Genomic DNA, 23,836 nt, shown 5'->3' with positions numbered 1-23,836 from the left:
CCGGCTCTGGTGCTCGGCGGTGTACGAGCCGTCGAGTGCCCGCTGCGCCGCCGGAGCGGGGATGCCCTGAGCCGCCAGCTCAGCGGTCAGCGCCAGAGCGGCGTCACTGTCGGGCTGCTGACGCCAGAGCTTCACGAACCAGCGCCCGTCGGTGAACGCATCCGCCTCGAACCCGCCAGGATGCGGCCGCAGCTCGCCCACCTCGACGCCGAAGGCGTCACGGATCCGCGTCGTCGCCGGCGGTCGCACGTCTGTCCACACGGACCCAGGACACTATCGCCGCCGAGGGCGACCGGTCGACGTCTTTTCGCCGCCTGCGCCCGTTCGCGTTCCTACGGCCGGGAGCCGAGATGGCGGGCGAGGTCCACCTCCCATGACCGCAGGAAGCCCGCGTAGCCCTCGGCGAACTCGCGCAGCGGCTCCTGGCCCGCCGGCGTGAGCGCGGTCAGTTCGTACGTGACCGCCACCGTGCTGCCGCCCCGCCCGTCAGCGTCCACCTCGACGGTCACGGTGCCGGCGCGGGAGCCGGGCGTCACCCTGGCGTACGAGACGCGCCGGCCGGGCTCGCGCGCGACCACCACCCAGATGGTCGGCTCGCCGGCCGCGCCGGTCTCGAAGACGGTGCCGGGGGCGGAGTCGTCGTCGGCCCTCGTCCGGAAGCGGGGCCGCCACCCTGTCACCCAGAGCTCCTCGCCGCGCGGTGTGAACAGCGTGAACGCCTCCCCGGGCGGCAGCGCGACGGCCACCCGGCCGGTGAGCGTGTACTGCGCGCCGCTCATCGCTCGGTCAGCCGGTGCGCGTCGGCGGAGGTCAGCGTCAGGCCGTACACGGCCTTGAGCTGCTCGATCTTGGCCAGGGTCTCGGGCGTGAAGGGCGCCTTGCCGTCGAAGGCGTGCAGCGCGATGCCCTCCACCAGGTCGCCGAGCGAGAGGTCCAGATATTCGGCCAGTGCCTTGAGCACCTTGAGGACGTTCTTCTCCAAACGGAGACCCGTCTGAGTGCGTTCGACTGTTACCATGGTAACAATGTACACCTTGACGCGCCCATGGCCGAGGCTGCGGGCGGGCGACCATGTGGCCCTCGTCTCCCCGGCCAGCTTCCCCGACACCGCCGCGATCGACGACCTCACCCGGCTCCTGAGCGGCTGGGGGTTCCGGGTCAAGATCGGCGAGCACGTCCTGGACCAGCATGGTTACCTGGCCGGACGCGACGCGGACCGGCTCGCCGACCTCAACGCCGCCTTCGCCGACCCCGCGGTCCGCGCGGTCATCACCACGCGCGGCGGGGCGGGGGCCTACCGCATCCTGGACGGGCTCGACTTCGACGCCATCCGCGCCGACCCGAAACCGCTGGTGGGCTTCAGCGACATCACCTACCTGCACCTGGCCGTCTGGCGGGAGTGCCGGGTCCCGGGCGTCCACGGCTGCCTGGTCGGCCCCGGCGCGACCGCGACCGTCCGCCGGCTGCTGACGGGCACCGAGCCCGCGACGCACCACCGCAACCCGGAGCTGCTCTCGGTCGCCGCCGAGGTGCCTGGCCGCGCCCGCGGCCACCTGCTGGGCGGCTCGCTGGGCGCGCTGGCCGGCCTGGTCGGCGCCGGGCTGCCCGACCTCACGGGGGCGATCCTGCTGATCGAGGCCGAGCGGACGGTCGGGCTCGGGCTGATCGACCGGCAGCTCACCCAGCTGATCCGCGCAGGCGCCCTGGACGGCGTGCGCGGGATCGCCCTCGGCAGGTTCCCCGGCTTCGAGGACTACACCGATCGCGGCTGGAGCCTCATCGACGTGCTGCGCGACCGGCTCGCCCCGCTCGACGTCCCCGTGCTCGGCGGCCTGGAGTTCGGGCACGGCCCTGATCCGCACGCCGTCGCCCTCGGCACGACGGCCGAGCTCGACACCGGCAGCGGCACCCTCACCCTCGGCCCGCCCGCACGGTGACCGGCTCCGGGGTCAGGTGGAGCGGGTCTCCTGGCCCAGCTCGGCCAGGCGGGTGAGGGCGGGCAGGGCGGCGGCGATGGCACGGCGCTGGCCGGCGGTGAGCCGGGCCACGAGCGGGACCAGGTGCCGGGTCCTGTCCTCGTGCCGGGAGCGGCCGATCAGCCGCCCCGCCTCGGTGATGTGGACCAGCACCGCGCGCCCGTCGCTCGGGTCGGGACGGCGCTCCACCAGCCCCTCCCGCTCCAGCCGGGTCACGAGCTGCGTGATGCCCGGCTGGCTGACCTGCTCGGTCCTGGTGAGGTCGGTCAGCCGGAGCGGCCCGCGCTGGGCGAGGGTGTCCAGCACCGACAGCGTCGTGAACGACAGCTTCTCCAGCATCGGCAGCCGGATGTAGAAGCGGTTGAAGTTCTCGATCGCCGCGGTGAAGGCGGCCACGTCCAGGTCGTCATCGTTCACGCGGAAAAATATATCGCGAACTTATTTAAGTTGCTTATGATGTTGCCCACTGAGCCGTGTCTGATGTGGGGAGAGACGCATGACTGTCCGAGTGGGGATCAACGGGTTCGGGCGCATCGGCCGCAACGTCTTCCGCGCCGCGATCGCCCGCGGCGCGGACCTTGAGATCGTCGCGGTGAACGACCTGGGCGACGTGCCGACCATGGCCCACCTGCTGGCCTACGACTCGATCCTGGGCCGCTTCCCCGGCGAGGTGGTGGCCGGGCCGGGGGCGATCAGGGCCGGTGACGTGACCGTCAAGGTCCTGGCCGAGCGCGACCCCGCCGCCCTGCCCTGGGGTGAGCTGGGCGTGGACGTGGTGATCGAGTCCACCGGCGTCTTCACCGACGCCGCCAGGGCCCGCGCGCATGTGGACGGCGGCGCGAAGAAGGTCGTCGTCGCCGCCCCGGCCGACGGCGAGGACGTCACGATCGTGCTCGGCGTCAACGACGAGGCCTACGACCCGCGGCGGCACACGATCATCTCCAACGCCTCGTGCACCACCAACTGCCTGGGCGTGCTGGCCAAGGTGCTGCATGAGGCGGTGGGCATCGAGTCCGGCATGATGACCACCGTCCACGCCTACACCCAGGACCAGAACCTCCAGGACGCCCCGCACAAGGACCTGCGCAGGGCCAGGGCCGCCGCGCTCAACATCGTCCCGACCTCCAGCGGGGCCGCCAAGGCCATCGGCCTGGTGCTGCCGGAGCTGCGGGGCCGGCTCGACGCGTTCGCGCTGCGCGTGCCGGTGCCGACCGGCTCGGTCACCGACCTGACCGTCACGACCTCGCGCAGCACCACGGTGGAGGAGATCAAGCAGGCGTACGCCGAGGCCGCCGCCGGGCCGTACAAGGGGCTGCTGACCTACACCGAGGCGCCCATCGTGAGCACCGACATCGTCACCGACCCGGCGTCGTGCATCTTCGACGCGGGGCTCACCCGCGTGCTGGGCTCGCAGGTCAAGGTCGTCGGCTGGTACGACAACGAGTGGGGCTACTCCAACCGGCTCATCGACCTGGCCCTCATGGTCGGCGCCCGGCTGTAGGGGCGTCACTCCGGCGGGTGCGCCAGGATCGTGGCGCCCCGGGACGGCGGATCCGGCGTGGCTGGCACCTGACCGCATCGGGCATGGATTGTCGGGTGCGGCACCATGGGGTGTCCCTACGGTGATGAGGCAGAACGAACAAGGAAGGCAGACAGCGTGCTGGACGGGCTCAACGCGGCCTTGGACCACATCGAGCGCAACCTCGACCGCCAGATCGAGGGCGCCGAGCTGGCCCGGATCGCGGTCACGTCGGAGTACCACTTCCGGCGGCTGTTCTCCGCACTGGCCGGGATGCCGCTGTCGGAGTACGTCCGGCGCCGGCGGCTCACCGTCGCGGGCGCGGCGGTGGTCGGCGGCTCGGAGCCGTTGCTCGACATCGCGATCCGGCACGGATACGCCTCGGGCGAGGCGTTCGCGCGCGCGTTCCGCGCCGTGCACGGCGTGGGGCCGGGTGAGGCCCGGCGCACCGGCGCGGCGCTGCGCTCCCAGCCACGCATGTCCTTCCGCCTCATCGTCGAAGGGAACAGCAGTATGCGATATCGGATCGTGGAGAAGCCGGAGTTCACCCTGGCGGGGCGCAAGGCGCGGGTGGCGCTGGTGCACGAGGGGATGAACCCGGCCATCGTCGCCTTCGTGCGCGGGATCGGCCAGGAGGCGCTCGACCGTATCGAGCGGCTGTCGGACCAGGAGCCGCGCGGCATCGTCAACGTGAGCGACAACCTGCCGGGCAGCCGGGAAGAAGGGGTGGAGCTCGACTACTGGGTCGGTGCGGTGACGGGCGGGGAGGTTCCCGGCGATCTGGACAGCCTCGCCGTCCCGGCGGGCACGTGGGCGGTGTTCGAGAGCTCGGGGCCGTTCCCGCAGACGTTGCAGGAGGTGTGGCGGGACGTGTTCACCCAGTGGTTCCCCGCCAATCCCTACCGCAGCCGGCCCGGCCCGGAGATCTCCGCCACCCGGCTGTCCGGCGACGGCAGCCACGCCGACTCCGAGCTGTGGATCCCCGTGGAGCGGGTGCCGGCGTAGGCACCCGATCTCTCAGGACCGCTGCGCGGACTCCTGCGGGGTGCGCAGCCTGGCCATGATGCGGTCGAGGGTGGCCAGGTCGCCGGGGTCGAGGGCGAGCAGGGAGCGGGGCGGGCGGGCCAGGATGCGCTCGGCCTCCTCGGCCACGGCCGTCCCCTCCGGGGTGAGCGTGACGATCTTGCTGCGGCGGTCGTCCGGGGAGACGCTGCGGGTGACGTAGCCGCGCTGCTCCAGGTCGTCCATCATCAGCGTGGTGTACGGCTTGTCGGTGGACAGCTCGGCCGTCAGGTCGCGCATGCTCATCGGCCCGGCCAGCAGCCGGCGCAGCGCCTTGACCCGGAAGAAGCTGATGCCCAGCGTCTCGGCCACCTCCTTGCGCCGGTCCTCCTGGTGCAGGACGAGGTCGTACATGGCGGCCCAGACGCGGGCCACCGCCTCCTGGCCGGGGGTGTCGGTCATCAGGTGTCCGCCGTTCTGTCGGGGGCGTGGGCGAGCCGCTCGGCGGTACGGGCGGCGCTGCGGCGGGCCCAGCCGGTCGTGGTCAGGATACCGAGCAGCACGATCATCAGCCCGCATCCGGTGATGATCCACCAGCCGACGCGGCTGGCCGCAGGGAACCCGGTGGCGAACGGGCCTGCAACCGCCGAGGTGACCAGCGCGCCGATGACCGCGACGCCGAGCGACTGGCCGATCTGGCGGCTGGTGGAGGCCACGGCGGCGGCCACCCCGGCCTGGGCGCGCGGCATGCCGGAGACGGCGGTGTTGGTGATGGGCGCGTTCACCATGCCGAAGCCCAGCCCGAACAGCACGTACGCGGCCATCAGCACCCAGACCGGCGTGTCCGCCGACAGCCCCGTCAGGATCAGGCCACTGGCGGTCATGGTGATCCCGGCCACCAGGAGCGGCACGCGGGGGCCCGCGTTCCCGACGATCCTGCCGGACAGGGGCGCGCAGACCACGGTCAGCGCGGCCATCGGCAGCGTGTAGAGCCCGGCGTGCAGGGCGGACAGGCCCAGCACGTCCTGCAGGTAGAGGGTGTTGACGAACAGGAAGCCGCCCAGCGCGGCGAAGGCGCACACGGCGATGACGGTGGCTCCGGTGAACGGCGCGCTGCGGAAGAAGCGCAGGTCGATCAGAGGCTCGGCGCGGCGCAGCTCGTACGGCACCAGGCAGGCCAGCGCCAGCGCGGCGACCGCGAAGCAGCCCAGCGTGCGCGGCGAGCCCCAGCCGGCCGCCGGCGCCTCGATGAAGGCGAACGTCACCGTGGCCAGCAGCACGATGACCAGCAGTTGCCCGACGGGATCCACCCGGCGCGGGCGCGGCGCGCGCGACTCGGGCACGAACAGCGCGCACAGCACGAACGCGGCCATGCCGACCGGGAGGTTGATCCAGAAGATCGCCTGCCAGCCGACAGAGCCCACGAGCGCGCCGCCGATCAGGGGGCCCAGCGCCATGCTGACGCCGATCACGCCGCCCCACACGCCGATGGCCCGCGCGCGCTCGCGGGGCTCGGTGAAGGTGTTCGTGATGATGGACATGGCGACGGGGTTGAGCATGGAGCCGCCGACGGCCTGCAGCGCCCGTGCCGCGATCAGCCAGCCCAGGCCAGGGGCGAGCGAGCACAGCAGCGAGCCGAGCGTGAACAGCGTCAGGCCCGTCTGGAACGTGCGGCGGCGGCCGATCCTGTCGCCGGTCGAGCCGGCCAGCATGAGCAGGCTCGCCAGGACCACCGTGTACGCGTCGATGATCCACTGCAGGCCCGAGACGGAGGCGTTCAGGTCGCGGCGGATGGCGGGCAGCGCGATGTTCACGATCGTGTTGTCCAGGCCGACGATGAACAGGCTCGTGCAGCAGATGGCCAGGACGAGCATCCGCCGGCGGGGGCTGAGGGCGGTCGCGGGCGGGGTGGCCGCCTGGCTTGTTATAGACATATAACGATTATATTCGCATAACTAAGGATGAGGAGACCTCCGGGCCTGTCACTCCTGGCGGCCCAGCCAGGCGTCCAGCCGCGACAGCAGCTCCGCCGTGGGGATCCGGCCGCCGCGCAGCCCGGCGTGGACGGCCGGGCAGGGGCGCCAGACGCGTACCCCCATGGCGGCGCCGGTGATGTCGCCCGCCCACACCACGTCGAGCGCTGCGGGCGGCGTGACCGCGCCCATCCCGCAGCCGGTCAGGTTCGTGCCGGGGCGGCGGTCAGCGGCCCTTGCCGCCCTCGGCGAGCTGGTCGCCGACGTACAGCAGGGCGTGGACGAGCGCGGGTATCTGGTCGGCGATGAGCTCCACCATCGCGTTGGGCGTGTCGCTCCGGTGGCCGTACGTGCTGCGGGCGGCGGCGAGCAGGTCGAGCGCTTCCTGTTTTGTGGTCGACGAGGCCGGGAGGTTCGCTCATGATCACTTCTTCCTGTGTCAGCGAGTCACATGATCAGAACTACCCCGGACCTCGATGAAGATTCTGACCTGATGCCGGAGGTTCGTTCCCGTGCCAGACTGCGCGTCATGACGACCGACGCCTTGATCCCGTGGCTGCGTGACTCCGATCCGGCCCTGCGCTGGCAGGTCGAGCGGGACCTGCTGCACGAGCCGCCCGAGGTGTGGGAGGCGACGCGGGCGCGGATCGCGACCGAGGGGTTCGGCGCGCGCCTGCTCGCCCTCCAGGACCCGGACGGCCAGTGGGCGGGCGGCGCGTTCTTCCCCGCCGGCTTCGGCTTCGCGACCATCGACGGCGAGCGGGACAACAGCCAACCCTGGACGGCGACGACCTGGACGCTCAACTCGCTGCGCGAGTGGGGCCTGGACGCCGCCGCCCTGAGTGGCACGGCCGAGCTGCTCGCCGAGAACAGCCGCTGGGAGTACGAGAACCTGCCGTACTGGGGCGGCGAGGTCGACTGCTGCATCAACGCCTGGACGGTCGAGAACGGCCTGTGGCTCGGTGCCGACATCACCGGCGTCGTGGACTGGCTCGTCGGGCACCGGCTGCCCGACGGCGGCTGGAACTGCGAGTGGATCGAGGGCTCGACGCGCTCGTCGGTCCACTCCACGCTCAACACGCTCAAGGGCCTGCTCGCCTACGACGCGGCCACGGGCGGCACGGAGGCGACGCGCGCCGCCCGGCGCTCCGGCGAGGAGTACCTGCTGCGGCGCGGGCTCTTCCGCCGCCTGTCCACGGGCGAGCCGGTGGCGCCGTGGGTGACCCGCTTCTCCTATCCGTTCCGCTGGTTCTACAGCGTGCTCAACGCGGCCGACTACTTCCGCCGGGCGGCGCTGCTCGACGGCGTGCCGCCCGACCCGCGCATGGCCGAGGCGATCGAGCTCATCCGGGCCGCCCGGCAGCCGGACGGCACCTGGGTGCAGGGCCGTACGCTGCCGGGGGCGGTGTGGTTCGAGGTGGACGTGCCCGAGGGCGAGCCGTCGAAGTGGCTGACCCTGTTCGGCACGCGGGTGCTCGACTGGTGGGACGCGCGGCCCCGCTAGCGGCGGCCCCGGATCGGGTCGGAGCCTGCCGAGGCCCCTGGCCCGCGCGGGTCAGAGCCTGCCGAGGGCCTTGGCCAGGACGGTCGCGGTCCTGGCGATGGTCTGGTTGTCGGTGGGCAGGCCGGGGGTCCGGTTCGTGTAGACCGCCATGATGATGGGGGCGGCGCCCCGCTTGGGCCAGACGACGGCGATGTCGTTGCCGCCGCCGAAGCCGTCGGAGTTGGTGCCGGTCTTGTGGGCGATCGTCCAGGTCTTCGGCAGGCCGGCGGGGATGCGTTCGGCGCCGACCTTGCTCGCGAGCAGCCAGGCGACGAGCTGCTCGCGGTCCTTGGCGTGCAGGGCCGTGCCGGTCGCGAGCGCGCGCAGGTCGGCGGCCATGGCGGCGGGCGTGGTGGTGTCGCGCCTGTCCTTGGGCGTCCAGTCGTTGAGCTCGGGGTGCCAGCGGTCCATGCGCGAGATCGGGTCCTTCAGCGTCCGGAAGAACGCCGTCATCCCCGCGGGCCCGCCGATCAGCTTCATCAGCAGGTTGGACGCGGTGCCGTCGCTCTGGGTCACGGCCGCCACGCACAGCTCGGAGACGGTCAGGCCGTCCTTGACGTGCTTCTCGGTGACCGGCGAGTTGGGCTTCATGTCGGCGGCGGTCCACTTGATGTGCCTGCTCATCAGTCCCGGCTGCCGGGTGCGGGCCCGGTGCAGGACGGCGGCGCACAGGGGCGCCTTGAACGTGGACAGCATGGGGAACCGCTCCCCCGCCCGGTAGGCCAGGGTCCTGCCGGTGGCCGTGTCGACGGCGTACGCGCCGATGCGTCCCTTGAAGGCCGCCTCCAGCGCCCGCAGCTCCTTCTTCACCGTGGCCTCGGCGGAGACGGCCACCACCGGAGCTGCGGCCGAGGCCGGGGTCAGGGTGCCACCTCCGAGGAGGGAGATCGCCAGGGCGGTCGCGGGCAGCACGGAGGCGGCGCGCAGGTGTCGCATGTCACATCGTCCTTCGCTGGTTCGTGCGGACCTCAGGAGCCAAGCAGATGTGATCAACTCCTGTCTAATAGCGCTATCAGGCCGCTGCCGATATCCGTTCGCATATCGGCCCTGCTCATGTACCGGATCTGACGTCCGGCGTATCTGCCGGCGCCTTCCGGGTGTCATATGGGACGTACACCGCTCGCCCTGAGGAGGCAGACGTGAGCGAACCCCCTCCCGAGGACCCCACCCCTGAGGCCGGCCCGCAGCCGGCCGCCGAGCGGGAACCGGAGCCGCAGCCGGAGCCGGACGACGGCCCGCCGGCCGGGACGACCGTCTCCGCGCAGGAGTGGCTCGAACGCCGGCGCAGCCTGGACGACCTGTTCGCCGACGAGCGCTCCAGCACGGGGACCCGTGACCTGATCGGGCAGCTCAGGGCCGACGTCAGCGACGAGGGCACCGCCTACCAGGCCGGGCGGGACCTGCACGTGCACCGGGGCGTCGCCCGCCCGGCCGTGACGATGCACCCGCTGACCAAGGAGAAGATCGACGACCTGCGGCTGACGCTGGTCGCCACCCGGTCGCAGGCGGAGACGCGCAAGCTGCTCGACGAGGAGAGCCTGGTCCTGCTCGGCGGGCCGGCGGAGACGGGCAAGGCGACGACCGCGCTGGCGGCGCTGCTCGACTGGGGCGGCCGGGCGAGCTGGATCATCCCGCACGGGCTGAGCGTGCCGAACCCGCGCGACTGGAGGCTGGAGCCCGGCCACGGCTACCTGCTGGACCTGGCCGACGCCCCCGACGCGGTGGACCGGGTGACCACGAATCTCCAGCGCGCCGGGGCCGACCCGGGCTGCCGGGTGGTCGTCCTGGTGCCCGAGTACACGAAGTCCTCCGTCGCCCCGGTGGTGGACCACGATCCGCCGCCGCCGGGCGAGGTCTTCGCCAGGCACCTGGCCGTGCACGCCGCCGGTCTGCGGCCGGACGACGGCGACCGGCGGCTGCTGGAGGAGGAGGCGGCCGCGCAGTCGGCCCCGTGGCAGGTGGTCGAGCTGGCCAGGCAGGCGGCCACCGCGCTGAAGGCCGGCGGGTCCGTGGACGCGATGCTGGACCGGCGGCTGAGCCGGATGCGCGGCAAGGTGGGCAGCGATCTCGACAGGCGCACACCGGTCCTGGGGCGCTGCTTCATGACGAGCATCGCCGTCCTGCACGGGCTGCCGGAGTCGGAGGTGTCCGGCGCGGCGCTCGCGCTGGCGGAGCGGCTCGACGAGCGCTGGCACCGCGACCGCGCGACGCGGCCGGTCCGGCTGTGGGAGCGGCTGCCGCTGTGGCTGAGCTACGTGGACGCCGAGGCCACGGCCGCCGGCACGGGCCCCGGCGGCGGGCGGGTCATCAGGCTGCGGCGGCCGAGCCTGGCGGCCGTGATGCTCCGGGTGATCTGGGAGGACCATCCGACGATCCGCGACTCGCTGATCGACTGGCTGCTGTGGCTCGGCGGCACGGGCTCGGGGCACACGAGGATCAAGGTCGGGCACGCCGTCGGCAAGCTCGCCACCTTCGACTTCGACATGGTGGACGAGCGGTTCCTGCGGGTGTGGAGCCGCTCGCGCAGCGCCCGCGACCACCAGCTCGCCGCGCTGGCCCTGGAGGCCGCCGCCGAGAACCCGTCCCTGACCCGCCGCGTCCACCTCCACCTGCGCGCGATGGCGGCGGGCACCAACCCGGCCAAGGCCATCGCGATCCGCGCCTACGCCTCCTCCGTCGGGCTGTCCGCCCCGGGCGAGGCGCTGGCCGCCTTCCGCAGCCTCGTCCTGCTCGGCGGCGGCCGGTTCCACGAGGACGTGGCCGGCTCCGTCTCCTACCTGTACCGCGAGGCCACCGCGCGGACCGTGCTGGCCAGCCTGGAGGACTGGGTGGGCCTCGGCCCGGCGGGCAGGCGCGGCGCGGCGCTGGCGTTCGTCCGGCTGGTCACGCCGATCGTGCCGGGCGGCGACCGGCCGGAGCTGAGCCGGATCGAGACCCCCGGCCCGCTGGTGACGCTCTGGCGTAACGCGCTGGCCCACGAGGAACGCGGGTGCCTGGTCGCGCCGGAGTCCTGGCCGCTGCTGCTGGCCCACTGGTTGCGGCACTACGCGGAGCGGCCGATCGTGCGCGAGGTCACCGACGAGGTGTTCCGGCTGTTCGAGGGGCGCGCCGCCCAGCGGGCCCTGCTCTACCTGCGGTTGTGGCGGCACCAGGGCGGGGTGCCCGGCGAGCTGCACGATCACCTGAGCCGACTCGTATCAGGGAGCTGATCTCATGCCCAGATGGACACCGCTTGACCGCTTCCAGCAGCACGAGCCCGAGGCGGGGCCGCCCGTGGACCTGGGGCCGGTCACCTTCGACTCCCCCGCCAAGGGCGACGCCTACGACTTCTCGGTCACGCTGCACCGCTCCGCCGGTGCGGCGGGCAAACGGGTCCGCGGCGTGCCGCACGACGAGCTGCTCGACTCCGAGACGGTGGTGCAGCGGGCTCGCCAGGAGGTGCGGCCGATCACCCGCCGGTTCGACATCACGCAGGCAGGGGCCGCCGAGGAGGCCGCCAACGAGCGGCTCTCGGCGATCTCACTGATCGGGACGTACCGGTGGCGGGTGCGGGCCGAGGTGAACGTGCCCGACGAGATCAGGGAGCTCAACCGCCAGGCGTACCGCAGGCAGCACGAGATCAGGTCGGAGACCATGGCGGCGCTGCTCAGGATCCGCGGCACCGACGAGGTCAGGCACCGGTGGCAGGACTTCCTGACCGGCGTCGTGGGCAGCCCGCGGGCGGCGGAGGCGATCCAGCTCGTGCACGATCCCGCGCAGCTCCCCCGGGTGATCGCGGGCCTGATCGAGCAGCGCGAGAGCGGCGCGCAGGAGCTGTTCAGCGTCATCGACCGCATCGTCCAGGGCTACCAGGCGGTGGACCTGCTGGACTTCGAGGTCCGCAGTGAGAACGTGCTGCGCAACACGCTGGAGCTGCTCGGGCTGCCGGTGCCGCCCCTGGCGGCGCAGGAGAGCGCTCAGGGGTAGGCAGGGCGGCTCCGCGCGGTGAGCAGGCCGATCAGGCGGGCGGGGTCCTCGACCGTGACGGTCAGGGCGGGATGGCGAAGCAGTCCGAAGGGCTCGCTGCCGGACACCGAGCGGCGGAAGCACAGGCAGACGCCCTGCGTCGTGCTGCTGCCGAACGTCAGCCCGCCGTCGGCCATCGACACCCGCACCCCGATGGCCTTCAGCGGCGAGAACGGCCCGGACAGCTCCGCCCCGGCCACGTTGTGCCGGGGCGACAGCACCAGCCACGGCCCGAACCGCACCCGCAGCAGCTCCTCGCTCAGCGTCAGCCGGCAGGTGGCGGGGCGCACGCCGAGGACCGCCAGCAGCGGACGGTAGCGCTCCTCGAAGGCGAAGCCGAATTCCTCTTCGTGACTCACCCGCTCACGGCTACCCGGAGCCCCAGCTTTCACACGCCGGCGCCGCTCCCCTGCTGGGCCCTGCGGTCGGGGCGGGGCCAGGGGCGGCCGCCGAGGCGTTCGATGTCGGTGTTGAAGCGCTTGAGGTAGGCGGCGAAGGCCGCGACCTCCTCGGCGCTCCACCCGGCCAGCACCTTCTCCAGGCCGTTGATGTTCCTGGCGCGCTCGGCGTCGAGGTAGCGCTCCCCCTCCTCGGTGAGGCGGAACTTGCGCGCGATGCCGCCCTGCGGGTCGGGGATGCGCTCGGCCAGCCCCTGGCGCAGCAGCGCGGAGGTGTGCCGGTTGAGGGTGGACACGTCGAGGCCGAAGGCCTCGCTGAGCTGCCCGATGGACATCATGCCCTCCATCCGGATGCGGCTGAGCAGGATGTACGCGCTGCGGTCGAGGTGCCGGTGCTGGCCGAGCAGCATCGTCTCGTACTCGATCAGGTGCGTGGGCTTGTCCATGCCGTCCTTCTATCCATCCGATGCGGGTCAGCCTATCTCCCGTGAACCCACACAATGTGCATGTAACACACTATGTGTAGAGTGCACACCGCTTCCGACGTCGAGAGTTTCGAGGGGATCCGCGTGGAAGAGACCGGCACTCGCTCCAACGGCATCGTCACCGTGATGGCCGTGGCCGGCATCGTCGCCTCACTGTCCCAGACCCTGGTCGTGCCCCTGATCGGCGTGCTGCCGACCCTGCTGGGCACCACGGCCTCCAACGCCTCCTGGGTGATCACCGTCACGCTGCTGGCCGGAGCCGTCACGACACCGGTGATGGGCCGGCTGGGCGACCTGTACGGCAAACGCCGCATGATGCTCGTCTGCTCGGTGCCCTTAGTCGTGGGCTGCGTCATCTGCGCCTTCGCCGGGTCCCTGGCTCCGATGGTCATCGGGCGGGGCCTGCAGGGCATGGGCATGGGCATGATCCCGCTGGGCATCAGCGCCCTGCGCGACGTGCTGCCGCCGCACCGGCTGGGCCCGTCGATCGCGCTGATGAGCTCGTCCATGGGCATCGGGGGCGCGCTCGGCCTGCCGCTGTCGGCGGCGGTGGCCGAGTACGCGAGCTGGCGGGTGCTGTTCTGGGGCTCGGCCGCGCTGAGCCTGGTCGTGGCGCTGCTGATCTGGCTGCTCGTGCCGGTCACGCCCGCCAGGGCGCGGGGCCGCATCGACCTGGCTGGCGCGCTCGGCCTCGGCGCGGGCCTGGTGTGCCTGCTGCTCGGCGTCTCCAAGGGCGCCGACTGGGGCTGGTCGAGTGGCATCACGCTCGGCCTGCTGGGCGCCGCGGTGGTGCTGCTGCTCGGATGGGGCTGGTGGGAGCTGCGGGTCCGCGACCCGCTGGTGGACCTGCGCGTCACCGCCCGCCCCCAGGTGCTGCTGACGAACGTGGCCTCGATCGTGGTCGGCTTCTCCATGTACGCCCAGTCGCTGATCGTCATCCAGATCCTCCAGCTGCCCGCCGCCACCGGCTACGGCCTGGGCCAGTCGATGCTCGCGGCGGGCCTGTGGATGGCGCCCTCCGGCCTGATGATGATGATCATCTCGCCGATCGGCGCCCGCCTGTCGGCCGCCCGCGGCCCCAAGACCACGCTGATCGTGGGCAGCCTCGTCATGGCGCTCGGCTACGGCCTGTCCCTGGTCCTGCTCGGCTCGACCTGGGGCATGCTGGTCATCACCTGCGTCATCAGCATCGGCGTCGGCTTCGCCTACGGCTCGATGCCCGCCCTCATCATGAGCGCCGTGCCGCTGTCCGAGACCGGCGCGGCCAACAGCTTCAACACGCTGATGCGCTCGATCGGCACCACTGTGTCCGCCGCCGTGATCGGCGTCGTGCTGTCGCAGCTCACCATCGACTTCGGCGGGCACCCGCTGCCGTCCGAGGGCGGCTTCCGCACCGGCATGCTCATCGGCTGCGGCGCGGCGCTGGTGGCCGCGGCCGTCACCATGACCCTGCCGGGCCGCCGCGGCCGGGCCGGTCGCGAGACGGGCCACGCCGAGGCGCCCGCGCAGCCCGCGGTCACGTCCTGACGGTGAAGACGAAGCGGTGCGCGCCAGGCGGGACGCGTGCCGCCAGCCGTACCCGGTGGACGGTCTCCGTGGCGCCGTCGTGCCCGCGGACCTGCCGTTCCTCGGCCAGCACCCGCCAGCCTGGCGGCACCCGCAGCTCCACCGGGCCCCAGGTGACCGTGCCGGGGCCCGGCACCGGGCGCACCCGGCTGACGAACAGCTCCTCCACCAGCGCGTCCGGGGTGGCCAGGGCGAAGTCGTCCACGAGCGCCAGCGTGCCGGGGCTCCAGTGGAAGGTGCGGGTGAAGCGGTGCGGGGTGGCGTACGCGGCGGTCAGGTCCAGCGCGAACGTCACGCGTGCGCCGCTCGCCGCGTACCGCAGCACCACGGCGCGGCGGTCGCGGCCGGGGAGCTGCGCGGCGCCGTCGATCAGCGGGACCGAGTGCCATTCGGCGCAGGCTTGCGGCACCTGGTAGCGGCCCTCGCGGAAGTAGTCGCGGGTGTACTCGGGCGCGCCGAGGTCGTCCAGCACCGTCCTGCCGTGCGCGTGCAGGACGAAGTGGCCGAGGTCGAGGTGGTTGTGCGGCTCGTCGTTGTGGCCGCCCTTGGCGGCGAAGGCCGTACCGGGCGCCCTGGCCACGACGATCGCGGCGTCCGGCAGGTACGAGCACGGCCCGGGATCCGCGCGCGGGACCGGCTCCGCCGACCACCACAGGGTGCGGGTGAGGTGCGCCCAGCGGTAGCAGGGGTCGTCGTGGAAGGACGGGACCGGCGGCTGCGGGACGGCGACGCCCAGGCGGGCGGACAGGCGGGCCAGCAGCCCGGCCGGGTACGCGCCGCGGCCGTGCGCGTCGGCGAAGGCCGGCCTGGCGCCGTCGCCGAAGTCCAGCCGGGCCGGGTAGGCGGCCATCTCGCGGACGTGCGGGTCGTCCAGGAGGTCCGCACCGGTGCGTTCGCGCAGCGCCTCGGCGAAGTAGACGAAGTAGCCGAAACCGTAGGACCAGTAGTCGGGGCCCTCCAGGCAGGCGCCGTCCGCGCCCGTGCCCGACAGGTACGCCTCGATCGCGCCGCGCAGGCGGGGCAGGAGGGCGGGCAGGTGGGGCGAGTCCAGGGCGAGGGCGGCCATACCGGCCGCGCCCGCGCAGACGGCCGGCCAGTTGTGTCCCGCCGTCTCCCACCACATCGGGGGCGCGCCCGCATGAAGGGGGCGCAGGACCCTGCGATCCACCTCCGCTGCGACCCGGTCCCGGGTCGCGGGGGCGAGGTGGCCGGCCAGGAGGGTCACGGTTTCCGCCAGGGTGTGGGCGGTCTCGGCGGCGAACAGGTCGACGAACGTGTCCAGGGGGCGGTCGTGCGGCTCGTGCGCGGGCAGGACCCACGTGCGCTCGTCGCACACCGACCGGAGCAGGGCGTCCAGGGCGGGGTCGGGGGCGGGGTCGGGGGCGAGGTCGGGCGCGGGGGTGTCGCCGAGGTGGGCGTCGAGGGCCAGGGCGGCCAGGCGCCGGCGGCGGTCGAAGTAGACGCGTTCGTAGGCCAGCCGGTCGCCGGTCTCCGCGAAGCGGCGCCACAGGGCCGGGGTCAGCTCGGGTGCCGGGGTGGTGCGGGCCCGCTCCGCCTCCTCGCGGATCTCGCGCACCAGCAGCTCGGTGCCGCCCCGCCCGGGTGGGTCGTGCCGCATGTGGCCTCCAGAAATCATGCGATGCGCAGGAATCATGCGATGCGGTGGAGATCGGCCACGCGGATCGCCCCGCGCAGCGGCCGCCCGCGCGCCAGCCGTTCCACCTCCCCCACCGCGAACTCCCCCAGACGCCGCAGCTCCCGCCCCCTGGCCCCGCTGATGTGCGGCGTCACGAGCACGTTGGGCAGCCCGAGCAGCGGATGCCCGACCGGCAGCGGCTCCGGGTGGGTGACGTCGAGCACGGCCGAGAGCCGCCCGCCCGAGCACTCCCGCACGAGCGCGTCGGTGTCGATCAGCGCCCCGCGCGCGGTGTTCACCACCACGGCCCCGTCGGGCAGCAACGCCAGCCGCCGCCCGTCCAGCAGCCCCCGGGTCTCGGGCAGCTCGGGCGCGTGCACGGTGACCAGCTCGGCCGAGCGGCACAGCTCGTCCAGCGACATGGCCGAGACCCCCAGCCGCGCCGCCTCCCCCTCCCCGACGTACGGATCGCTGAGCAGCACCCGCGCCCCGTGCGCGCGCAGGGCGCCGATGACCAGGCGGCCCACCCGGGAGGCTCCGATCACTCCGACGGTCGCCCCGCTCAGCCCGCCGTTCTCGCCCGGGGTCGCCACGCCGGGCAGCGCGTCGCCCGACCAGGCGCCCGCCGAGTAGGCCCGCGCCCTGGCGAACGCCTGCTTGGCCGCCAGCACCAGCATGGCCAGCGTGAACTCGGCCACCGGCACCGCGTTGGCCTGCGCCGCCGACGACACCGCGATGCCGCGGTCGAACACGGCGGCCGTCAGGTGTCCCTTGACGCTGCCCGCCGCGTGCACGACGGCCCGCAGCCGGGGCGCGGCGGACAGCACGCCGGCGTCGATGCGCGGGCAGCCCCACCCGGTGATCAGGATCTCGGCGTCGAGCGGCCCGTCGAAGGCGTCGATCACGCGTTCGCGCACCCGCCCGACCCGCGCCAGGCGGCGCCGCAGGTCCAGCGGGAACAGCTCGGGCAGCAGCGGCGGCTGCATGGCGAAGGCGACCACGGGGCTCATGAGCGGGGTCATCGCGGCCCGAGGGGCCTGACCGAGTCGCGGACCACGATATGGGTGCCGAGCGTCGTCGGGCTGGTGGTCAGGCGGCCGAGCGCGAGGCGTACCGCGGCCCTGCCGAGCTCGTCGTGCGGCAGGTGCACGGTGGTCAGGTGCAGGTCCTGGGCGGGCGGCACGTCGTCGTAGCCGACGATCGACAGGTCGTCGGGCACGCGCAGCCCGTGCTCGTGCAGCGCCTGGATCGCTCCCGCGGCGACGAGGTCGTTGCCGGCGAAGACGGCGGTGAAGTCGGGCGGCCCCTCGGCCAGGCGGCGGGTCATGGCGGTGTAGCCGGCGTCGCGGTCGAACTCCGCCTCGATCTGCAGCGCCGGGTCGGCGGGCACGCCGTACTCGGCCAGCGCGCTGCGGTAGCCGGCCACGCGGGTGTCGGAGGTGGTGTGTCCAGGCCGCACGCCGAGGTAGAGGATCCTGCGATGGCCGGCCGACAGCAGGTGGGCGGTGACGGCGTGCGCGCCGCCGGTGTTGTCGAAGCCGACCACCAGGGCCGGCACCCCCTCCCCCAGCGGCGGCCGGCCGCACAGGACGAGGCGGGAGCCGGCGGCGGCCAGGGCGTGGGCGTACTCGCTCATGCGCTTGCGGTACTCCTCGTCCACGATCACGCTGCCGACCAGGATGACGGCCTCGGCGCGCTGCTCGCGCAGGAGCTGCACGATGGACAGCTCGCGGCCGTTGTCGCCGCCGGTGGTGCAGATGAGCGACAGCCGCCCCTCCTGGGCGGCCTGGTCCTCCACGCCCTGCGCGATCAGGGCGTAGTAGGGCACCGCGATGGTGTTGACGACGATCGCGATGGCGCCGGGGCGGGCCGCGGACAGGGCCCTGGCGTGGGCGTTCGGGACGTAGTCGAGCTCGCGTACGGCACGCATGACCTTGTTGCGGGTGGCCGCGAGGACCGGGTAGTCGCCGCCCAGCACGCGCGAGACGGTGGCGACCGAGACTCCGGCCTTCCTGGCCACGTCCCTGATGGTGACGCGGCGGGGTGTGGTCATGCGATCTCCCAGGTGAGCGCCGGATCAGGTAATCGGTTACTTGAGCAGTGCCCAGGACGCTAAGAGATCCCATCCGGCCCGTCAAGCCCAGCCCCACGGCGTTTGTAACGAAAAGTTAACAGCGCATTGACGTCACCGGAGCTGCGCGTCTAGCGTCCGGCTCACGACGTCTGAAGTAACCGGTTACCTGACATCGGCCCCGACTCACTCCCCCCACGAGAGGTGGCCCCGATGCACAGACCACTCACCCGGCGCGGACTGCTGAAGGGATCCGTGCTCTTCGTCGCCGGCGCCGCCGTCTCCGCGTGCTCCACCGGAGACCCGCTGGCCAAGGGCACGGCCGCGCCCGCCGGAAGCGGCGCGAAGATCACCTTGACGCACTGGTACCACGAGTACGGCGAGGAGGGCACGCAGCAGGCGGCGATGAAGTACGCCGCCGACTTCACCAAGGCCAACCCCGACATAGCCGTCAAGGTCTCCTGGATCCCCGGCGACTACGCCACCAAGTGGACGGCCGCCGTGCTCACCCCGGACGGCCCCGACGTGTACGAGGTCAACGACGTCAGCCCGAACATGGTCAAGGCCGGCCAGGTCACCGCGATGGACGACGTCCTGGGGGCGGAGAAGGCCGACTTCAACCCCAAGGTGCTGGCGCCGTACACGTGGGGCGGCCAGGTCTACGCGGTGCCCATGATCGTGGATCCGATGCTGGTGTTCTACCGCAAGTCGCTGTTCGCCAAGGCGGGTGTCGGCGTTCCCACCAGCTTCGCGGAGTTCGCGGCGGCGGCCAGGAAGCTCACGCAGGGCAAGCAGAAGGGCCTGTTCGTCGGCAACGACGGCGTCGGCCCGCTGGGCCAGATGGTGCCGTGGTCGAACGGCAACCTGCTGATCGACGACCGCGACATCACCTACGACGACCCCAAGGTGGTCGAGGCGCTGACCGCGGTCAAGGACCTGTACGACGCCAAGGCGACCCTCCAGGGCTACTCCACCGACTGGTGGGACCCGGGCGCGCTGATCAACGGCGCGGCGGCCATGCAGTGGGTCGGCCTGTGGGCCGTGCCCGGGCTGACCGAGGCACTCGGCGACGACTTCGACGCCTTCGCGCTGCCCCCGTTCGGCCCCGGCGGGCAGGCCGTGGTCAACATGGGCGGCTGGGTGCAGGTCGTCAACGGCAAGAGCCGCAACCTGGAGGCGGCCAAGAAGTACGTGCGCTGGCTGTGGGTGGAGAACACCGCAGCGCAGACCGACTGGAGCCTGGCCTACGGCTTCCACATCCCGCCCCGCAACAGCGCCGCCGCCAAGGCCGACAAGCTGAACACCGGCCCGGCCAAGACCGTCATGGACGCCGTGGCCGCCCACGGCATCAAGCAGCCCGCGCTGTGGACGGCCGAGGTGCGCCAGCCGTACACCGACGCCGTCACCGCGATCGTCAAGAAGGACGCCGACGCGGAGAAGACGCTCGCCGAGGCGGCCGAGCGCTCGCAGGACATCCTCGACAAGGTGCCGGTGCTGTGACGACGGCAGCTCCGCCCCGCCCCGCGACCGGGCGCCCCCGCCGCGCCCCGGGACGGCGGGCCGCGCGGTGGCCGGCCTGGCGCGCGTTCCTGCTGCTCACGCTGCCGATGGTGGCCGGGCTGTTCCTGTTCAAGTACGTGGCCATCGGCTGGGGCTTCCTGCTCAGCTTCAACGACGCCCGGGGCACGATCGCGCTGGGCGACTGGAACGGGCTGGAGAACTACCGGCGCCTGCTGGGCGATCCGGCCTTCACCCGGTCGCTGGTCACGATCCTGCTGTTCACGCTGTTCATCGTGCCGGTGACGTTCGCGCTGGCGCTGGGCCTGGCGGTGCTGGTGAACCGGCTGCGCGGCGGCCGGGCGTTCTTCCGCACCACGTTCTTCATCCCGGCGGCCGTCTCCTACGTGGTGGGCGCGCTGGTGTGGAAGATGTCGCTGTTCAGCGGCACCCCGTCGGGCGTGGCCAACAGCCTGGCCTACCTCCTCGGCTACGAGGAGTCGATCGGCTGGGTGGCCACCGTCGATCCGCCGCTGTACTGGATCGTGCTGGTCACCGTGCGGCTGTGGCTGCAGACGGGCTTCTACATGATCCTGTTCCTGGCCGGCATCCAGCAGATCCCCGCCCAGCTCTACGAGGCGGCCCGGGTGGACGGGGCGGAGTCGGAGGCCCGGCTGTTCAGGCACATCACCTGGCCGATGCTGCGCAACACGTCGGTGGCCGTGGTGCTGCTGCTGATCATCAACGCGTTCCAGGCGTTCGACGAGTTCTACAACATCCTGGCCTCCAACCTGTCGGGGCTGGGCGGCGCGGACGGCCGTACGCCGCTGATCTACCTGTTCCAGACGGCGCTCGGCGAGCAGAACTACGGCGCCGGGTCGGCGGGGGCGTTCGTCGTCACCGTGCTGATCGTGGTGTTCACGCTGCTGCAGGGCCGCTTCGCCGGGTTCGGCAGGAGCGAGGAGGAGGGCTGATGAACAGACGGCGTCTCGGCTCGTACCTGGCGGTGATCGTCTTCGCGGTGCCGTTCCTGCTGCCGTTCTACCTGCTCATCCGCAACGCGCTGATGAGCAGGCGGGAGCTGGGCTCGCTGGACTGGCACTGGTGGCCGGAGACGGTCACCTTCCAGGGCTTCGCGGACGCGTTCGGCAACGAGGCGGTGCCGCTGGCGCACGCCTTGTGGAACTCGACGCTGATCGCGGCCATCTCCGCGCCGCTGTCCACGCTGCTGGCCTCCATGGCCGGGTACGCGCTGGCCCGCATCCCGGTGGCCGCCTCGAAGCCTGCCTTCTTCTTCATCATCGCCACGATGATGGTGCCGGGCGCGGCCACGTTCATCCCGACGTTCGTGGTGGTCGGCTCGCTGGGCGGGGTGAACACGATGTGGGGGCTGATCGTCCCCGGCCTGTTCAGCGCGTTCGCGGTGCTGTTGTTCCGCGGCTTCTACCTGCGCTTCCCGCGCGAGCTGGAGGACGCGGGCCGGGTGGACGGCCTGGGCTACCTCGGCCTGTACGGCCGGCTGGCGCTGCCGAACTCGGGCGCCCTGTTCGCCTCGCTCGGCATCCTGTCCTTCATCGAGCACTGGAACGCGTTCCTGTGGCCGCTCGTCATCGGCCAGGACCCGGAGTACTGGACGGTGCAGGTGGCGCTGTCGACCAACCTCAACCAGCAGGCGGTCAACCTGCCCGCGCTGTTCGCCGGCGCGCTCGTGGCCATCCTGCCCCTGGTCGCCCTCTTCCTCATCGCGCAGCGATGGATCGTCAGGGGCGTCCTGCTCACCGGCATCAAAGGCTGAGAGGAGCACCTTCATGTCCCGCGTCCTCACCCTGCTCGCCGCACTCGTCCTGGCCCTGTCACCGGGGCTGCCCGCCCACGCGGTGCCCGTGACGGTGCCGATCGGCGCCCCGTTCACCGACACCTCCGGCAACCTGCTGCACGCCCACGGCGGCGGGGTGGTCAAGGTCGGCTCGTACTACTACTGGTTCGGCGAGAACCGCAACGCCGACGGCACCTTCCGCTACGTCTCCGCCTACCGCTCCGCCGACCTGCGCACCTGGGAGTTCCGCAACCACGTGCTGACCCAGTCCAGCGCCGCCGAGCTGCAGGTCGCCAACATCGAACGGCCCAAGGTGATCTACAACCAGGCCACCGGCCAGTTCGTCATGTGGATGCACAAGGAGAACGGCCGCGACTACGGCGAGGCCCGCGCCGCCGTGGCCGTGTCGAACACCGTGGACGGCGCCTACACCTACCTGCGCAGCTTCCGCCCGCTCGGCCACATGTCCCGCGACATCACCGCGTACGTGGACACCGACGGCACCGGCTACATGATCTCGGCCGCCGACGAGAACTACGACCTGCACATCTACCGGCTGACCGCCGACTTCACCGACGTGGCCGCCCTCGTGCGCAGGTGGGACGGCGACCACCGCGAGGCGCCCGCCCTGTTCAAGCGCAACGGCGTCTACTTCCTGCTCACCTCCGGCGCGACCGGCTGGCAGCCCAACCAGGCCAAGTACCCCACCGCCACCAGCCTCACCGGCACCTGGAGCGCCTGGCAGAACGCCGGGGACGCCCTCACGTACGGCTCCCAGCCGGCGTTCGTCCTCCCGGTACAGGGCATCTCCGGCACCTCGTACCTCTATATGGGCGACCGATGGGCCGGCGCCTGGGGTGGCCCGGTCAACGACTCCCGCTACGTCTGGCTGCCCGTCCAGTTCCCCACCAGCACCACCATGGCCCTCACCTACGCCCGCCAGCTCACCATCGACGCCGCGGCTGGAACCCTCAGCACGTCCGGCTCCGGTTACACCCGGCTGACGGTGCGGCACTCGGGCAAGTGCGTGGACGTCCGCAACGGCTCCACCGCCGACTTGGCGCCCGTCATCCAGTACGACTGCAACGGCGGCACCAATCAGCAGTGGCGTATCCAGTCGATCAGCGGGGGTCATGTGCAGATCATCGCGCGCCACTCGGGCCGGTGCCTCGATGTGAACGGTGTCAGCACCGCTGATGGCGCCGCTCTGCAGCAGTACGGGTGTGGCACGGGCGGCAACCAGCAGTGGACGGTGCAGGATGCTGGGGGTGGGTTTGTGCGGTTGGTGGCCAGGCATTCGGGGAAGTGCGTGGATCTGCCTGGCTCGGCTACGGGGAATGATGTGCAGTTCAAGCAGTATCCGTGCAATGGCGGCACTAATCAGCAGTTCAGCAGGTCAGAGCTCTGACGGAATTCGCTTGATTGTGGACGGTGCCCGGTTTCCCGTATGGAGCCGGGCCTGTCCATGACTTCCGGTCTCCCCTTAGCGGCCGTGTCGTTCCTGCCCACCAGTGCCTCGTCCAGATCATCGCCGACGTACCTGCCGATGACGTCGAGGGAGAAGGCCGTGCCCGCCGGGAATGCCTCAGCCATCGGTGCGCACCCTCGACCTCCTCCCGGCGTTTCATGAGCACAAGGCATGACCCCGGCTTGGCTCATGCCCCCGCTGCCCTGTTCATCTGCGGTGCGGGATCGAAAGCGGCGATCGGCGAGCCCCTTCGCGCACGCCACCAGGCCGTAACCACTCTCCCCCGCGTCGGGGCCGTGTTCCTCGTCGAGCATCTTGACAGCGGCCGCGCCCGAATCGATCGCCCACGCACGCGGCGCACACGGCCGGCTCGCCATCCTTGCCGTTCCCCTGTCCGTGCGGACCTCGAACTGGAGGGAGTGCATCATGACGCTGGAAAGCCAGGCGAACGTCGCGATCATCGGGCCCGGGGTCCTCTGGATGACGTGCCCGCGGTGCTGGTCCCTGTGCTCAGCTCCCGGGCGAGCCGCTGAGCGCGCTCCTTGAGCTCGGCGTTCATGTGCTCGTCGAAGGCTTCGTGTTGCAGGCGCCACTCCGTTGCGCCAGGAACCGCACCCGGCCGGCAGTCGATCGCCACCACCAATTCGGCATCCGGGATCGCCGACAACGGCCGGGGCAGTTCCAGGTCCAGGAGGTCTTCCACCGCGGTGCCCGCCAGCAGCCGGGGTGCGTGCACGCTCACCTGCTGCTGCGGAGCCAACCCTGCCGTCGTCGCCGTCCAGCCCTCAGGCGCGGCACCGGCGAACCAGGCGGCGGCGATGCGGCTCTTGCCCGCGCCGTGCGGGCAGACGAACAGCACCACCCTGGGCTTCGCCTCCATA

Annotated in this window: 25 protein-coding genes; 11 read left to right on the top strand and 14 right to left on the bottom strand. The window is 72.1% G+C overall.

The window, feature by feature from the left end; genetic code table 11:
• Positions 1 to 332: 332 nt before the first annotated feature.
• Together LCN96_RS26970 and LCN96_RS26965 are read right to left on the bottom strand one after the other, a co-directional pair.
• The gene (locus tag LCN96_RS26970; protein ID WP_225275681.1) at positions 333 to 779 is read right to left on the bottom strand and encodes an SRPBCC family protein; all 447 of its coding nucleotides are present in this window, start codon (positions 777 to 779) and stop codon (positions 333 to 335) included.
• Positions 776 to 1,018, bottom strand: coding sequence for a hypothetical protein (locus LCN96_RS26965; protein ID WP_225275680.1), 243 nt, complete (start codon positions 1,016 to 1,018; stop codon positions 776 to 778). The genes LCN96_RS26970 and LCN96_RS26965 overlap by 4 nt, the downstream gene beginning before the upstream one ends.
• A 7-nt stretch (positions 1,019 to 1,025) precedes the next feature.
• Between LCN96_RS26965 and LCN96_RS26960 the strand changes: the two genes are divergently transcribed.
• Positions 1,026 to 1,937, top strand: a complete 912-nt coding sequence (locus tag LCN96_RS26960; RefSeq protein ID WP_225275679.1) for a S66 peptidase family protein — start codon at positions 1,026 to 1,028, stop codon at positions 1,935 to 1,937.
• A gap of 12 nt (positions 1,938 to 1,949) precedes the next feature.
• Here the strand turns inward: LCN96_RS26960 and LCN96_RS26955 are convergent, their stop codons facing one another.
• Positions 1,950 to 2,393 carry a MarR family winged helix-turn-helix transcriptional regulator gene (locus tag LCN96_RS26955; RefSeq protein ID WP_225275678.1) on the bottom strand — a complete coding sequence of 148 codons (444 nt, stop codon included), beginning with the start codon at positions 2,391 to 2,393 and terminating at the stop codon, positions 1,950 to 1,952.
• A 79-nt stretch (positions 2,394 to 2,472) separates the two neighbouring features.
• Here LCN96_RS26955 and gap point away from each other — a divergent pair, with 79 nt between their 5' ends.
• Positions 2,473 to 3,477 (top strand): type I glyceraldehyde-3-phosphate dehydrogenase, encoded by a 1,005-nt coding sequence (gene gap, locus LCN96_RS26950; protein ID WP_225275677.1) that lies wholly within the window; start codon positions 2,473 to 2,475, stop codon positions 3,475 to 3,477.
• A 156-nt stretch (positions 3,478 to 3,633) separates the two neighbouring features.
• Complete coding sequence (locus tag LCN96_RS26945) at positions 3,634 to 4,500, top strand: AraC family transcriptional regulator (RefSeq protein ID WP_225275676.1); 867 nt, start codon at positions 3,634 to 3,636, stop codon at positions 4,498 to 4,500.
• Positions 4,501 to 4,512: 12 nt separating this feature from the next.
• On the opposite strand, the gene LCN96_RS26940 is transcribed toward LCN96_RS26945, so the two are convergent.
• Genes LCN96_RS26940 through LCN96_RS26930 form a run of 3 tightly spaced genes read right to left on the bottom strand, consistent with a single transcriptional unit; the run spans position 4,513 to position 6,662 of the window.
• Positions 4,513 to 4,959 carry a MarR family winged helix-turn-helix transcriptional regulator gene (locus LCN96_RS26940; RefSeq protein ID WP_225275675.1) on the bottom strand — a complete coding sequence of 149 codons (447 nt, stop codon included), beginning with the start codon at positions 4,957 to 4,959 and terminating at the stop codon, positions 4,513 to 4,515.
• The gene (locus LCN96_RS26935) at positions 4,959 to 6,431 is read right to left on the bottom strand and encodes an MFS transporter (protein ID WP_225275674.1); all 1,473 of its coding nucleotides are present in this window, start codon (positions 6,429 to 6,431) and stop codon (positions 4,959 to 4,961) included. Before LCN96_RS26935 ends, LCN96_RS26940 begins: the two co-directional genes overlap by 1 nt.
• A gap of 48 nt (positions 6,432 to 6,479) precedes the next feature.
• Entirely contained in the window at positions 6,480 to 6,662 is a 183-nt protein-coding gene (locus LCN96_RS26930) for a hypothetical protein (protein WP_225275673.1), read from the bottom strand.
• 337 nt (positions 6,663 to 6,999) lie between these two features.
• On the opposite strand from LCN96_RS26930, the gene LCN96_RS26925 reads away from it, so the two are divergent.
• On the top strand, positions 7,000 to 7,974 hold the full coding sequence (locus tag LCN96_RS26925) for a hypothetical protein (protein ID WP_225275672.1): 975 nt from the start codon (positions 7,000 to 7,002) through the stop codon (positions 7,972 to 7,974).
• Between the two features lie 51 nt (positions 7,975 to 8,025).
• Here LCN96_RS26925 and bla read toward each other — a convergent pair whose 3' ends face one another.
• Positions 8,026 to 8,949 carry a class A beta-lactamase gene (gene bla, locus LCN96_RS26920; protein ID WP_225275671.1) on the bottom strand — a complete coding sequence of 308 codons (924 nt, stop codon included), beginning with the start codon at positions 8,947 to 8,949 and terminating at the stop codon, positions 8,026 to 8,028.
• 203 nt (positions 8,950 to 9,152) lie between these two features.
• Here bla and LCN96_RS26915 point away from each other — a divergent pair, with 203 nt between their 5' ends.
• Positions 9,153 to 11,222, top strand: coding sequence for a hypothetical protein (locus LCN96_RS26915; RefSeq protein ID WP_225275670.1), 2,070 nt, complete (start codon positions 9,153 to 9,155; stop codon positions 11,220 to 11,222).
• Positions 11,223 to 11,226: 4 nt separating this feature from the next.
• Positions 11,227 to 11,979, top strand: a complete 753-nt coding sequence (locus tag LCN96_RS26910; protein ID WP_225275669.1) for a hypothetical protein — start codon at positions 11,227 to 11,229, stop codon at positions 11,977 to 11,979.
• Here the strand turns inward: LCN96_RS26910 and LCN96_RS26905 are convergent.
• Both LCN96_RS26905 and LCN96_RS26900 read right to left on the bottom strand, forming a co-directional pair.
• On the bottom strand, positions 11,970 to 12,377 hold the full coding sequence (locus LCN96_RS26905; RefSeq protein WP_225275668.1) for a hypothetical protein: 408 nt from the start codon (positions 12,375 to 12,377) through the stop codon (positions 11,970 to 11,972). The genes LCN96_RS26910 and LCN96_RS26905 overlap by 10 nt on opposite strands.
• Before the next feature lie 29 nt (positions 12,378 to 12,406).
• Positions 12,407 to 12,862: a MarR family winged helix-turn-helix transcriptional regulator gene (locus tag LCN96_RS26900; protein WP_225275667.1), complete on the bottom strand. Its 456-nt coding sequence runs from the start codon at positions 12,860 to 12,862 to the stop codon at positions 12,407 to 12,409.
• 81 nt (positions 12,863 to 12,943) lie between these two features.
• On the opposite strand from LCN96_RS26900, the gene LCN96_RS26895 reads away from it, so the two are divergent.
• Complete coding sequence (locus LCN96_RS26895) at positions 12,944 to 14,428, top strand: MFS transporter (protein WP_225275666.1); 1,485 nt, start codon at positions 12,944 to 12,946, stop codon at positions 14,426 to 14,428.
• On the opposite strand, the gene LCN96_RS26890 is transcribed toward LCN96_RS26895, so the two are convergent.
• Genes LCN96_RS26890 through LCN96_RS26880 form a run of 3 tightly spaced genes read right to left on the bottom strand, consistent with a single transcriptional unit; the run spans position 14,418 to position 18,156 of the window.
• Positions 14,418 to 16,085, bottom strand: a complete 1,668-nt coding sequence (locus LCN96_RS26890; RefSeq protein WP_225275665.1) for a heparinase II/III family protein — start codon at positions 16,083 to 16,085, stop codon at positions 14,418 to 14,420. The genes LCN96_RS26895 and LCN96_RS26890 overlap by 11 nt on opposite strands.
• A 32-nt stretch (positions 16,086 to 16,117) precedes the next feature.
• Positions 16,118 to 17,113 carry a hydroxyacid dehydrogenase gene (locus LCN96_RS26885; protein ID WP_225275664.1) on the bottom strand — a complete coding sequence of 332 codons (996 nt, stop codon included), beginning with the start codon at positions 17,111 to 17,113 and terminating at the stop codon, positions 16,118 to 16,120.
• A gap of 8 nt (positions 17,114 to 17,121) precedes the next feature.
• A complete protein-coding gene (locus LCN96_RS26880) occupies positions 17,122 to 18,156 on the bottom strand; it encodes a LacI family DNA-binding transcriptional regulator (RefSeq protein WP_225275663.1) in 1,035 nt (344 codons plus the stop codon).
• 231 nt (positions 18,157 to 18,387) lie between these two features.
• Between LCN96_RS26880 and LCN96_RS26875 the strand changes: the two genes are divergently transcribed.
• From LCN96_RS26875 to LCN96_RS26860, 4 genes are read left to right on the top strand one after another with little or no spacing between them, the layout of a single operon-like run.
• Positions 18,388 to 19,674, top strand: coding sequence for an ABC transporter substrate-binding protein (locus tag LCN96_RS26875; RefSeq protein WP_225275662.1), 1,287 nt, complete (start codon positions 18,388 to 18,390; stop codon positions 19,672 to 19,674).
• Entirely contained in the window at positions 19,671 to 20,645 is a 975-nt protein-coding gene (locus LCN96_RS26870) for a carbohydrate ABC transporter permease (protein ID WP_225275661.1), read from the top strand. The genes LCN96_RS26875 and LCN96_RS26870 overlap by 4 nt, the downstream gene beginning before the upstream one ends.
• Positions 20,645 to 21,466, top strand: coding sequence for a carbohydrate ABC transporter permease (locus LCN96_RS26865; RefSeq protein WP_225275660.1), 822 nt, complete (start codon positions 20,645 to 20,647; stop codon positions 21,464 to 21,466). Before LCN96_RS26870 ends, LCN96_RS26865 begins: the two co-directional genes overlap by 1 nt.
• A gap of 13 nt (positions 21,467 to 21,479) precedes the next feature.
• Positions 21,480 to 22,895 carry an RICIN domain-containing protein gene (locus tag LCN96_RS26860; RefSeq protein WP_225275659.1) on the top strand — a complete coding sequence of 472 codons (1,416 nt, stop codon included), beginning with the start codon at positions 21,480 to 21,482 and terminating at the stop codon, positions 22,893 to 22,895.
• On the opposite strand, the gene LCN96_RS26855 is transcribed toward LCN96_RS26860, so the two are convergent.
• Together LCN96_RS26855 and LCN96_RS26850 are read right to left on the bottom strand one after the other, a co-directional pair.
• Positions 22,868 to 23,416, bottom strand: coding sequence for a hypothetical protein (locus LCN96_RS26855; RefSeq protein ID WP_225275658.1), 549 nt, complete (start codon positions 23,414 to 23,416; stop codon positions 22,868 to 22,870). The two genes, LCN96_RS26860 and LCN96_RS26855, sit on opposite strands and share 28 nt — an antisense overlap.
• Positions 23,413 to 23,835: a hypothetical protein gene (locus tag LCN96_RS26850; protein WP_225275657.1), complete on the bottom strand. Its 423-nt coding sequence runs from the start codon at positions 23,833 to 23,835 to the stop codon at positions 23,413 to 23,415. The genes LCN96_RS26855 and LCN96_RS26850 overlap by 4 nt, the downstream gene beginning before the upstream one ends.
• Between the last annotated feature and the right edge of the window lies 1 nt (position 23,836).

This window comes from Nonomuraea gerenzanensis (assembly GCF_020215645.1).
GTDB classification, from domain to species: Bacteria; Actinomycetota; Actinomycetes; order Streptosporangiales; family Streptosporangiaceae; genus Nonomuraea; species Nonomuraea gerenzanensis.
The sequence above is the reverse complement of the archived record's forward strand: the minus strand, read 5'-3'. Positions and strand labels throughout refer to the sequence as shown.